This is a genomic window from Bacillus sp. AK124 (assembly GCF_053903085.1).
This window is the reverse complement of record NZ_CP096378.1, coordinates 13440-25560: the sequence shown is the minus strand read 5'-3', so window position 1 is coordinate 25560 and position 12121 is coordinate 13440. Positions and strand designations below refer to the sequence as shown.

Genomic DNA, 12121 nt, shown 5'->3' with positions numbered 1-12121 from the left:
CTATGTTGGGATTTCTTCAAAATATCGGCCGCGCGCTCATGCTGCCGATTGCCGTTCTTCCTGCTGCAGGCCTCCTGCTCGCCTTGGGAAGAGAAGACCTGTTAAACATTCCGTTTATCGCCGCTTCAGGACAATCGATTCTTGACCAACTGCCGATCATCTTTGCGATAGGCGTTGCAATCGGTTTGTCAAAGGATGGCCACGGGGCCGCCGCACTATCCGGAGCCATCGGTTATTTTGTCCTGACAGGCGGCTTAGCAGCCATCAATGAGAACCTGAACATGGGCGTTCTCGGCGGAATTATTTCAGGTGTAGTCGCCGCCGTCATGTATAACCGCTTTAAAGATGCAAAACTGCCTGACTGGCTCGGGTTTTTCGGCGGAAAACGAAGCGTTCCGATTATGACAGCCTTCTGTTCCATTATTCTTGCAGGGATTTTCGGCTTCGTCTGGATTTACGCACAGCAGGCCATTGACGCCATTGGCGGCTGGATTATCCATGCTGGGGCATTGGGAGTCGGCATATTCGGTCTTTTAAACAGACTGCTCCTGCCGCTCGGCCTTCATCACATTTTAAACAATATGGTTTGGATGGTCTTTGGAGAATTTGCAGGCAAAACGGGTGACATGAACCGGTTCTTTGCCGGAGATCCAAGCGCCGGCGCCTTTATGACAGGGTTCTTCCCGATCATGATGTTCGGTCTTCCTGCGGCATGTCTGGCAATGATCGCGGCCGCAAAAAAGCATCGCCGCAAAGCAACGGCCGGATTGCTGATCGGATTGGCGTTCACATCATTTTTAACAGGTATCACGGAGCCGATTGAGTTCACATTCATGTTTTTATCGCCGCTTCTCTTCGGTATTCACGCCTTGTTAACCGCAAGCGCCATGACCGTGACCAATATGCTCGGTATCCACCACGGCTTTACCTTTTCAGCCGGGACGATCGACTACCTTTTAAACTTTGGAATCGCCACAAAGCCGCTGCTTTTGCTGCCGCTCGGTCTTGTATACGGCATTATTTATTTCATCATCTTTTATTTCCTGATTACGAAGCTCAATTTGAAAACGCCTGGACGAGAGGAGGACGATGACCAGGAAAACACACCTGTCAGCCCTGACACAGGATCGTCCAAATACGATACCCTTGCGGACAAATACATCGAAGCGCTTGGCGGAAAAGAAAACATCGAGACGCTGAACAATTGTGTAACCCGCCTCCGTCTCAAGGTCCGCGATGCTTCCAAACTGGATGAAAGCACGATGAAAGCCATGGGAGCAAAAGGATTCGTGAAGCTTAATCAGCACGATGTACAGGTGATCATCGGTACAGACGTTGAATTCTTGGCCAATGAAATGAGAAAACGCACTGAATAAAAGATAAGCCCCTTCTGCACTTTGCATGAAGGGGCTTTGTTATTTTATGATTGCTCTTTCACGTGAACTTTCAGTGTTGCTTGTACTTCTGGATGGAGTTTCACGGGAACATTTGTATATCCCAATGAGCGAATCGCATCGTTTAATTCGATTTTACGTTTGTCGATTTTTAACTGGTGGCTTTTTTGCAGCGCGTCCGCGATTTGTTTGCTTGTCACGGAGCCGAATAGACGGCCGCCTTCTCCGGACTTGGCTGAAAGTTCCACCGTGATGTCCTCAAGTTGTTTTTTCAGCTCTTTCGCATGTTTCAGTTCTTCAGCCGCTTCTTTCTTCTCTTTTTTCTTCTGGCCTTCAAGCGCGCTGATATTGGATGATGTCGCTTCAACAGCCAGCCCTTTTTTGATCAAAAAGTTGTGCGCGTATCCATCCGCTACATTTTTTACTTCGCCTTTTTTCCCTTTGCCTTTAACATCCTGTAAGAAAATTACCTTCATTTCTGAATGCCTCCTTCGAAATACTCGTCAATCGCTTCTTTCAGTCGGCGGAGCGTTTCTTCAACCGTGATATCGGTCAGCTGTGTCGCGGCATTGGTTAAATGACCGCCGCCCTCGAGCGCTTCCATGATGATTTGAACATTCACTTCGCCGAGCGACCTCGCACTGATGCATACCGTATTCTCGTCTCTTCTCGCCACAGCAAATGACGCTTCGACATCACTCATGGACAGAAGAGAATCCGCGGCTTGCGCAATGATAACCTGGTCAAAATATTCGTCCGCCTCATCGTCCGGCAGCGATGCGATGGCGATGCCGTTTTGATAGAAAACGGTATGCTGAATCAGCTTCGCCCTTTTAATATAATGATCGGCTGTTTCTTTTAAAAACTTTTGCACCAATACGGTGTCAGCGCCTTTTGCGCGCAAATATGACGCCGCATCGAACGTACGGGAACCGGTGCGCAGCGAGAAGCTCTTCGTATCGACAATAATCCCGGCCAAAAGGGCTGTTGCTTCGATCATGTTAATTTTTAAGCGCTTCGGCTGGTACTCGAGCAGCTCTGTCACAAGCTCCGCTGTAGATGAAGCGTACGGCTCCATATAGACGAGCAGCGGGTCTTTAATAAACTCTTCCCCTCTTCTATGATGATCGATAACGACGATATTTTCAATTTTATTGACCAGCCTTTCTTCAATGACAAAGGAAGGCTTATGTGTATCAACGATCACGAGCAGCGTGTCGTCTTTCGCAATCTCAAGCGCCTCTTCCGGCGTAATAAACCTGGACCACAGTTCTTCGTATTTTTTAATTTCCCCGATCAGTCTTTGAACGCTTGAACCGATCTGATTGGAGTCGATCACGACAAAACCGTCTTTGCCGTTTGCTTGTGCGACCTTCAAAATCCCGATGGCTGATCCAATCGAATCCATATCGGGAAACTTATGACCCATGATAATCACATTGCTGCTTTCAGAGACAATCTCCTTGAGAGCGTGTGAAATGACCCGGGCCCTGACGCGCGTCCGTTTTTCCATCGGATTCGTCTTGCCGCCGTAAAACTTCACTTTCCCGTTCGGCTGCTTGATTGCCACCTGATCTCCTCCGCGTCCCAGCGCCAGGTCAAGGCTGGATTGCGCCAAGTCGCCAAGCTCTTTCAATGATGCAACAGATGCACCGATTCCGATGCTTAACGTCAAGGAGATCGTATGAACGGATGTCTTCTCCCGAACTTCATCAAGGATCGAAAACTTCGATGCTTCAAGCTCGCTTAATATGTGTTCGTTTAATACACCGATAAACCGCTCAGAGGAAACACGTTTTAAGAAAATGCCGTACTCTTGGGCCCACTGGTTCAAAAGCGATGTCACTTCACTGTTTATCGAGCTTCTTGTCTGGTCATCAAGCCCTTGTGTCACATCGTCGTAATTATCGAGAAAGATGTAGGCAAGGACCGTTCTTTCATTTTCGTATTGTCTCTCAATCTGCGTCTGCTCTGTGACATCGAAGAAATAAAGCAGCTTTTCTTCCCGTTTGATAACCACATTAAATTTCCGCTCATTCAGCGTAATCGTTTCTGTGTCCACTTCCTGCTTAATCAAAGGGACGACAGATTCACAAGTATCATAAAGCGACCGGCCGACGAGCGTATTTTCATTAAAGCATGACGCCATAAAAGGATTGGCCCACTCGATATAGTACTGATCGTTAAACAGCATGATCCCGATCGGCATTTCGAGCAGCGCCTCTTCCCCGACTTTTTTCAGACGGTAAGACAGCGTCGATATATAATCGTCCAGCTCTTTTCTGATTTGGGAGTCCGCCCGTCTCAAAAAGTACAATATGACACCCAGAATCAGAACGCCGGCCGCTCCTGCCACCCAATTAAAATAAATGTTGATGAGGACAGAAATGATTGTGACGACGATTAAAGAATATATGGGGTATCGAAATAACGGTTTTTCATAAAAACTTGGCACTCAAATCAACTCCTCACCATTGGAGAACATCGTGGCTACGATTTTTTTACTCTTTCTCTCAAGTTAAAGCCTATGTCAATTATACCTAAGATGCGAACAAGGTACATCAGGGGCGAAAACAACCCGATAATTAAAAAAAGAACCGGCAGGACAGTTGGCAGTTTCTTGGCATGGCAAAAGTAAAACACAAATGAAAACCCTTGAATGATCAAGACAAAGCCCATGATGAGACTCGCATTTAGCAGAATGGAGTAATATATGCTGCCCTCTTCAACGGGAGCCAGCGACAGAAGAATCGTCAATAAATAGATCCAAATCATGCTTTGCGGAAGCCTCATATCCCTGAACGGTTTCAAAGACGGTATTTGGATGATGCGCCGAAGCACCGGCTTGGCGAGCAGGTGATTCAAAAACGCGGTGATTCCGGAAAATATCACAATGGCTGTCGGATATAAATATTGCGCCTGTTTGAATTGTTCATTCAGCAATTCGATCTGTTTAGCCGCTTCTTTATCATTTCCAAACTGTTTGATACTTGATTCAAAGGTTTTGATTGTTTCATTATATGCTTGATTGGCCGTCTCTATTAAGTTTAACCCGAGAAACTGAATGCTGATGAAAAGCAGCAGCACGAGCGAAATCATGTATGTAACAGCTGATGCAGCAATCGCTTGGGCTGGCTCTTTTCTTCTGTAGAAAAAGCCCATGATCACACCCGCAGCACTTACTGGAATAGCAAACATCAGCCCGCCTAAGGAACCGGCAATCAACGAAACGGGTAAACTGACCAACCCTACCGAAATCCCGGGCTTTGGACCGTGCCTGATTGTTTGAACCATGGCAGGCAGCGGCAGCGTCAATAAAAGAATGGTTCCGATAAAAGGCATATAGAGGCTGATCATCAGCAAAACGGCAAAAATACTGACCATGATAGCGCCTTCTACTAAAGCTCTTGTTTGTTTCACTTGTTCACCTCGTATGTTTAAATGTCATGAATCAAAAAGAGCAGCATAGACGACTGCTCTTTTCTAACGCCGAAAATTTCATTTTCAAATAAAGACGATGAGATGAGCAGGTCTCGGCCTTCTCTCATTGTTTCTTTATTCTAACATAAGGTCAAATCGCAAGTAAAACGATCATAAGGCTTGAGAAAACGAGTAAATGTTCCATGTGAAACACTGTCAGTCGAGAAACCCCGACTTCTCTTTATTTTTCTTTCTCGCTTTTCTGATCAACAACAATATAATCAAAATTGCGATCAGAAGCGTCACGCGAAGCCCGCCACTCAAGAATAGAAAAAAGTCCTTCAACACATCCAACACATTGATCACCTCTCATTGTTGTCACTTAGATGCAAAAATCCCGTATTATTTGATTTCCCCTTTCCAAAACGGTCTAAAACGTCCCTCCGATTCTTCTATTAACCTTTTGACGGCAATGGGCATATGCTGACTAAGAAAAAGCAATAAAGGAGAATCTGCATGACAACAAAAACATTGGCTTGGCATGAAACGATGGAGTTGCATGAACTGATCGCGGCCCAGTCTGTCGGATTGGTCAAGATCAAAAAAAGCATAAAAAAAATCAGCGATCCTCAGTTAAGACAGCTTTACAGTGTTTCAGCGAAGGCATTGGAGCAAAATTTAAGGGAGCTTCTTCCCTTTTTGCCAAAAACCCCGGCATTTCATCGGGAGGAAGAACGGGCCGACCTGTATTTTGATGCGGGTGATCTGTTGGTATTGGCGAAAACGACCGTTCGAAACTATGCGATTGCGATCACGGAAACGGCGACGCCTGAACTCAGGAGAGTGTTTGTTAAACAAATCAATGCGGCTATTAAATTGCATGAGCAAATTTTTTATTTTATGTACCAAAAAGGCTTATATCCCGCCTATAATCTCGTTGACCTGCTAAAAGGCGACGCCATGCACGCGCAAAAAGCGATATCGATGAGATAAAAAAGCCAGCAAGGATAGGATCCTTACTGGCTCTGTTTTAGGCTATTTTACAATTAAAACCGGACACTTCACTCTTTTCGCCACTTTATGGCTGACACTTCCCAGCACCATTTCCTGCAAAGTGTTCAGCCCCCTGCTTCCGATAATCACGATATCAACATCATGATGGTTGGCGTACGATACGATCGTCGGGCCCGGCTCCCCGTGCTGCATCGTCATTTGATAGGGAACGGCCGATTGTTTTAATTTATTTTCTATCGACAGCAGCCTGCTGCGCCGTTCACGTTCGAGTTCTGCACGGTTTTCGCTATGCAGAACTTCATGTTTTGCTTTCGCATAATCCAATACATAAATAACGTCAACGACCGCCTGCTTTGACATGGAAGCCAAATGAATCGCATGATCGGCCGCTCTTTCAGAATGCTTTGAGCCGTCAGCAGCCAGCAATATATTTCTATACACCCTTCATCACCCGTTTCTTAGTGATTTGACACTGAACGATGAGGCTGATCATAAGTTGCCAGTTTTTCGACCAGCTTCCAGCTGGACTCATTTAAACCAATTAAGTCAACGTCTATTCCCTGATCTTTCATTTTCAAAACGACTTTATCGATAGCCGCCACAGCGGAATCATCCCATATATGGGCCTCTGAAAAATCAAGAATAACCTTTTTCGTTTGCTCATCCGTTTTAAAAGACTTTACGAAATCTTGAACAGATGCAAAGAAAACTTGTCCTTTGATGATGTACTTGATCGCATGTTCTTCTGACGTTTCTTCAATCTTCAATTTAGAAATTTTCGCCACGAAGAAGATCGCGCTCAAAATAACACCGGCGAAAACCCCTTTTGATAAATCGTGGGTCGCCACAACGGTAATAACGGTCACAAGCATGACAATGGAATCCGTTAGCGGCACCTTTCTTAACATGCTGAACGAAGACCAGTCAAACGTACCGATCGATACCATAATCATCACACCGGCTAAGGCCGCCATCGGAATCTGTACGACCCAGTCGCCCAGCACCATGATCAAAAACATTAAGAAAACGCCGGCAACCAAAGTGGACAAGCGGCCTCTTCCTCCTGATTTCACATTGATCACAGACTGGCCGATCATCGCGCATCCCGCCATGCCTCCGAAAAACCCGGCGACAATGTTGGCGATGCCCTGTCCGCGGCTTTCCTTGTTTTTATCGCTTTCCGTATCCGTCATATCATCAACAATAGAAGAGGTTAATAATGACTCAAGCAAGCCGACGATGGAAAGCGCAAAGGCTGTTGGAAAAATAATGGCCAACGTCTCAAAATTGAAAGGAATATTGGGGATCATAAAAGCAGGCAATGATTGCTTTATTTCTCCCAAATCACCGACAGTGCGCAAATCAAAATGGCCAAAAATAGCAAATGCAGTCATCGCAATAATAGCAACAAGTGCAGATGGAACGGCTTTTGTAAAGCGGGGAAGAACATAGATAATCAACAACGTAATCCCGACCACAACATACGTCATATTCGAAACTCCAACAAAATGAGGAACCTGCGCCATAAAGATTAAAATGGCGAGCGCATTTACGAAACCTACCATAACCGACCGCGGAATAAATTTCATAAAGCGCGCAATCTTCAGCACCCCAAATATCAATTGGATGATTCCCGTTAAAATCGTAGCAGCAAATAAATAATCAAGCCCGTGATCCCTGACCAAAGATCCCATCAAAAGAGCCATCGCCCCGGTCGCGGCTGATATCATCGCCGGACGGCCGCCCGTAAAGGAAATGACAACAGCAATACAAAAAGATGCGTACAAACCGACCATCGGGTCTACACCCGCAATGATGGAAAACGCTATGGCTTCAGGAATGAGAGCAAGCGCTACGACGATACCCGAAAGGATATCCCCCCGTACATTAGAAAACCATTCGCTATTTAATTGTTTAACATTCAAAGATTCAACACCTCGTTCGTAATCATTTGCTTCTAACTCTCATAGAAGCCATCTGTTTTTAACATGTTTCACTTTAGCAGACCTGTATCAAAATGTCTATATGGTTTTTTTTCCGCGGCCGTTTACTCCCCGCAATCCCGTGGAAATGAACACGAAGAAATTAAGAATGTAATTTTGAAAAGAGTCCAATCTAATCATTAGAGGAGGTTTCAATATGGCGCAAGAGCTGGAAAAACGACCGGGGCATACAAGATGGTATATTTCTTCTTTATTAAGCAGCATGATCATTTTAAATTACTTTGACCGTGTTGCTATTTCAGTCGCGGCTCCTGCGATACAGGATTCCTTTCAATTGACGGCAACCCAATTAGGCATTGTCTTTTCCATCTATACCTATTCATACACGCTGATGCAGATTCCGGTCGGGAGTCTCTTGGACAAGTACGGCGTTGCCTGGGTAACAAGGGTCGGAATGACCGTATGGAGTTTTCTAACCATTATATTGGCTTTTTTACAGGGGAAATTGCTTCTTTATATTGTCAGATTTTTAATCGGGCTGACGAGTGCTTCAGCATTTCCTGCCGCTTCCAAAGCCACGGCCTTATGGTTTCCGCAAAATGAGCGCGGTCTTGCCAATTCCCTGTTCGACTCAGCGGCCAAGTTCGCAAATGTCATCGGTGCGCCTCTCGTTGCCTTTTTAGTCACGACATTTGACTGGCGAGCCGCTTTTTTAACGATTGGAATCATCAATGTACTATTTACCGTATTTTTCTGGATGTACTATGAACAACCCGATCGGCACAAACGAATCTCAAAAGAGGAGCTCCATTACATTCAAAAGCATAATGCCGTATCAGAGGAAGACATCTCGGAACGGACGCTCATTGCTTTAAAAGCAATGCTTGCAAACCGCAAAGCATGGGGGCTGATGATCGGATTCACGGGTTATGGCTATACATTCAACCTGCTCTTAACCTGGCTCCCGACTTTCTTTAAAGAAACATACGGAATGGATATTATGTCATCGGGGCTGTTTACTGCGGTTCCCTGGCTGATATCGACGATTTCCGGAATCGTTGTGGGCGGATGGCTCGTCGATTTTTTAATTCAAAAGGGGCATTCGAATACAAAAGTATACCAGACCATCATCGCAATCGGCATGAGCCTTGGATTTGCCTTTTTGGGAGCTGTCTTCACGCACAACATCACGATCGCGATCATCTGCATTTCCGTCGGCTTAGCCGGAATATCTGCGACTGCGCCCGTTGGCTGGTCGATATCAGCTGATATTGCACCGGCTGGTTCCATCTCTCTGCTTAGCTCAATGGTCAATTTGGCAAATAACTTATTCGGAGGGATTATCGCGGTTTCTTTAACGGGTTATCTGGTCGATGTGACCGGTTCATTTACGCTCAGCTTTCTAGTAGCCGGGTTTGTTTTACTGCTTGGACTCGTGTTCTACCTTGCAGTCCTCGGCGACATCAAACGGATACAGATTGACAAGCAGGAAACCTGAATGCTGCAGGAAACGACCCGGTTTTTGATGAATAAAAAAAGAACAAGACCGTATTGGGTCTTGTTCCTTTTATCGGCTTACTCGCCTGCTACGTATGGAAGTAAAGCCATTTGACGAGCGCGTTTGATTGCAACAGTCAATTTACGTTGGTATTTCGCGCTTGTTCCTGTTACACGGCGTGGTAAGATTTTACCGCGCTCAGAGATAAATTTTCTAAGAAGATCTACATCTTTGTAGTCGATGTGCGTAATGCCGTTAGAAGTGAAATAACACACTTTACGGCGTTTCGCACGACCGCCTCTGCGTCCTCCTGCCATCGTTATTTCCCTCCTTTCTATTCTGGTTTTGTTTTATTCGTCCGTCATCCATTAAAATGGCAAGTCGTCATCAGAGATGTCAATCGGCTTTCCATCGTTTGCGAATGGATCGTCATTGAAGCTGTTGCCTTGATTGCGATTCTGATTGTTTTGACTGCCGCCGAATGGAGCCGGTTCATTCTGTCCGCCGCCAAAGAGTTGGCCTCCCTGGCCTCCGCTGTAACCGCCTGAACCAGAACCGCCGCCTTTAGGCTCCAGAAATTGAACACTTTCAGCTTGAACTTCCGTAACGTATACACGCTGTCCTTGCTGATTTTCATAGCTGCGCGTTTGCAAACGTCCATCTACACCCGCAAGACTTCCCTTTTTAAGGAAATTCGCAACGTTTTCGGCTTGTCTTCTCCAGACAACACAGTTGATGAAATCAGCTTCACGTTCACCCTGCTGATTCGTAAACGTACGATTGACAGCAAGCGTAAAGGTGGCAACAGCTGCACCGCTTGGAGTATAACGAAGCTCTGGGTCCTTTGTCAGTCTGCCGACTAAAACAACTCGGTTAAGCATATTGAGAGACCATCCTTTTGCTTTAGAATATATAATTCAATTCTGTTTATTCTTCTTCTTTAACCACGATGTGGCGAATGATGTCATCACTGATTTTAGCTAAACGGTCAAATTCTTGAACTGCTTCAGCTCCAGCTTGAACGTTTAAGATTTGGTAGAATCCGTCGCGGAAATCGTTGATTTCGTACGCAAGACGGCGTTTTCCCCAATCTTTTGTTTCAGTGACCTCCGCACCGTTAGTTGTTAAAATGTTGTTAAAACGCTCAACAACAGCCTTTTTAGACTCTTCATCAACGTCTGGGCGGATGATGTACATGATTTCGTACTTTCTCATTTGTATTTGCACCTCCTTTTGGACTAAGCGGCCCATTATATTGGGCAAGGAGCAATAATCCTATTACTCACAATTTTATATTATATCAAAGCTCTTGTCCTATTTCAACCGCGTTATACATTAAAACGGAAATGAATGACATCGCCGTCTTTCACAATGTATTCTTTCCCTTCAAGGCGGACTTTTCCGGCCTCTTTTGCTGAGGCCATGCTTTTCGCCTCCAGCAGATCGTCGTAAGCGACCGTTTCCGCACGGATAAATCCGCGTTCAAAGTCTGTATGGATGATGCCCGCACATTCAGGGGCTTTCATTCCTTTTTTAAATGTCCAGGCTCTGACTTCCTGTTCTCCCGCTGTAAAATAAGTGGCTAGTCCAAGGAGGGAGTAAGACGCTTTAATCAGCTGATCCAGACCGGATTCTTCGATGCCGAGTTCTTCAAGGAACATCGCCTTCTCTTCGCCTTCAAGCTCTGCGATTTCGGACTCAATTTTGGCGCAGACGACGATGACTTCCGCGTTTTCAGCAGCAGCAAATTCCCGGACCTTCTGGACGTACTCGTTTCCTGAAGGATCAGCCACTTCATCCTCGCTGACATTCGCTACATATAAGACAGGTTTTGTCGTCAGCAGATGAAGCTGCTTCAACACCTTTTGCTGCTCTTCCGAGAACTCGACAGAACGGGCCGGCTTTTCCTGTTCAAATGCCTCTTTTAACTTTGTCAAAATCTCAAATTCAAACACGGCTTCTTTGTCTTTTTGCTTGGCCATCTTTCCGACCCGGCCGATCCGCTTCTCAACGGTTTCAAGGTCAGCCAGTATCAGCTCAAGGTTGATCGTCTCGATATCCGAAATCGGGTCTACTTTCCCGGACACGTGCGTGATATTGTCGTCGGCAAAACAGCGGACAACATGGCAGATTGCGTCCACTTGGCGGATGTGGGACAGGAACTTGTTTCCGAGCCCTTCTCCTTTTGATGCTCCTTTTACAATGCCGGCGATATCGGTGAATTCAAATGCGGTAGGGACCGTCTTCTTCGGATTGACGAGTTCTGTCAGCTTTTGCAGACGCTCATCAGGAACCTCTACGATTCCGACGTTTGGATCAATCGTACAAAACGGGTAGTTGGCCGATTCTGCCCCGGCCTGAGTAATTGCATTAAATAAAGTTGATTTCCCAACGTTAGGCAAACCAACAATCCCAGCTGTTAAAGCCATTGTTTCATCTCCTCTATAATGAACATCCATGTGTAGTCGTAAATGTTAAACCTGCAACAATTATAAGGATGATTACAGTAAAAGACAAGCTGACAAAACTTGCTTTTCACTCATACAAACTAGGTGAAAATTCATTTTTCGTTGAGATCGAAAAAAAAAGCATGAGGGGGGTCCGCTAAGATTAAGATTCGGACTCCTCATGCTTAACTAATATCTTTTTCAGCTTTCTTTGAAACTCTTTACGCGGGATCATGACACTGTGTGAACAGCCTTCGCACTTAATCCGGATATCCATTCCCATCCGAATGATCTTCCAGCGGTTCGTCCCGCAAGGATGCGGCTTTTTCATTTCGACCACGTCATTCAGGCCAAATTCTTTATCGGCCAACATCTTTCACCTCTTTGCTTCCTTGTTGTGATCTT

At 45.5% G+C, this 12121-nt stretch carries 14 protein-coding genes; 3 read left to right on the top strand and 11 right to left on the bottom strand.

Translation table 11 applies throughout. The annotated features are described in order from the left end of the window. Nucleotides 1–2: 2 nt before the first annotated feature. Nucleotides 3–1376: an N-acetylglucosamine-specific PTS transporter subunit IIBC gene (nagE, locus tag M1E06_RS00145; RefSeq protein ID WP_020453632.1), complete on the top strand. Its 1374-nt coding sequence runs from the start codon at nucleotides 3–5 to the stop codon at nucleotides 1374–1376. A gap of 44 nt (nucleotides 1377–1420) precedes the next feature. Here nagE and rplI read toward each other — a convergent pair whose 3' ends face one another. The 4 genes from rplI to M1E06_RS00125 form a co-directional block, all read right to left on the bottom strand. Then, the gene (gene rplI / locus M1E06_RS00140) at nucleotides 1421–1870 is read right to left on the bottom strand and encodes a 50S ribosomal protein L9 (protein WP_020453633.1); all 450 of its coding nucleotides are present in this window, start codon (nucleotides 1868–1870) and stop codon (nucleotides 1421–1423) included. Further along, complete coding sequence (locus tag M1E06_RS00135; RefSeq protein WP_020453634.1) at nucleotides 1867–3849, bottom strand: DHH family phosphoesterase; 1983 nt, start codon at nucleotides 3847–3849, stop codon at nucleotides 1867–1869. The genes rplI and M1E06_RS00135 overlap by 4 nt, the downstream gene beginning before the upstream one ends. 35 nt (nucleotides 3850–3884) lie before the next feature. After that, nucleotides 3885–4814 (bottom strand): YybS family protein, encoded by a 930-nt coding sequence (locus M1E06_RS00130; protein WP_035338128.1) that lies wholly within the window; start codon nucleotides 4812–4814, stop codon nucleotides 3885–3887. A 216-nt stretch (nucleotides 4815–5030) separates the two neighbouring features. Beyond that, nucleotides 5031–5171 carry a hypothetical protein gene (locus tag M1E06_RS00125; protein ID WP_020453636.1) on the bottom strand — a complete coding sequence of 47 codons (141 nt, stop codon included), beginning with the start codon at nucleotides 5169–5171 and terminating at the stop codon, nucleotides 5031–5033. A 159-nt stretch (nucleotides 5172–5330) separates the two neighbouring features. Between M1E06_RS00125 and M1E06_RS00120 the strand changes: the two genes are divergently transcribed. Then, nucleotides 5331–5807 (top strand): spore coat protein, encoded by a 477-nt coding sequence (locus M1E06_RS00120; RefSeq protein WP_035338130.1) that lies wholly within the window; start codon nucleotides 5331–5333, stop codon nucleotides 5805–5807. Nucleotides 5808–5849: 42 nt separating this feature from the next. Here the strand turns inward: M1E06_RS00120 and M1E06_RS00115 are convergent, their stop codons facing one another. Next, on the bottom strand, nucleotides 5850–6269 hold the full coding sequence (locus tag M1E06_RS00115; RefSeq protein WP_020453638.1) for a universal stress protein: 420 nt from the start codon (nucleotides 6267–6269) through the stop codon (nucleotides 5850–5852). Nucleotides 6270–6286: 17 nt separating this feature from the next. Continuing rightward, nucleotides 6287–7753, bottom strand: a complete 1467-nt coding sequence (locus tag M1E06_RS00110) for a SulP family inorganic anion transporter (RefSeq protein WP_020453639.1) — start codon at nucleotides 7751–7753, stop codon at nucleotides 6287–6289. Between the two features lie 214 nt (nucleotides 7754–7967). Here M1E06_RS00110 and M1E06_RS00105 point away from each other — a divergent pair, with 214 nt between their 5' ends. Next, complete coding sequence (locus M1E06_RS00105) at nucleotides 7968–9269, top strand: MFS transporter (RefSeq protein WP_023856804.1); 1302 nt, start codon at nucleotides 7968–7970, stop codon at nucleotides 9267–9269. A gap of 77 nt (nucleotides 9270–9346) precedes the next feature. Here M1E06_RS00105 and rpsR read toward each other — a convergent pair whose 3' ends face one another. The 5 genes from rpsR to M1E06_RS00080 form a co-directional block, all read right to left on the bottom strand. Next, complete coding sequence (rpsR, locus tag M1E06_RS00100; RefSeq protein ID WP_003178022.1) at nucleotides 9347–9586, bottom strand: 30S ribosomal protein S18; 240 nt, start codon at nucleotides 9584–9586, stop codon at nucleotides 9347–9349. A gap of 51 nt (nucleotides 9587–9637) precedes the next feature. Further along, nucleotides 9638–10150 carry a single-stranded DNA-binding protein SsbA gene (ssbA, locus tag M1E06_RS00095; protein WP_035338132.1) on the bottom strand — a complete coding sequence of 171 codons (513 nt, stop codon included), beginning with the start codon at nucleotides 10148–10150 and terminating at the stop codon, nucleotides 9638–9640. Nucleotides 10151–10196: 46 nt separating this feature from the next. Next, nucleotides 10197–10484 carry a 30S ribosomal protein S6 gene (rpsF, locus tag M1E06_RS00090; RefSeq protein ID WP_020453642.1) on the bottom strand — a complete coding sequence of 96 codons (288 nt, stop codon included), beginning with the start codon at nucleotides 10482–10484 and terminating at the stop codon, nucleotides 10197–10199. Between the two features lie 113 nt (nucleotides 10485–10597). After that, entirely contained in the window at nucleotides 10598–11698 is a 1101-nt protein-coding gene (ychF, locus tag M1E06_RS00085; protein ID WP_035338134.1) for a redox-regulated ATPase YchF, read from the bottom strand. Nucleotides 11699–11879: 181 nt separating this feature from the next. Then, the gene (locus M1E06_RS00080) at nucleotides 11880–12086 is read right to left on the bottom strand and encodes a DUF951 domain-containing protein (protein ID WP_011201785.1); all 207 of its coding nucleotides are present in this window, start codon (nucleotides 12084–12086) and stop codon (nucleotides 11880–11882) included. Between the last annotated feature and the right edge of the window lie 35 nt (nucleotides 12087–12121).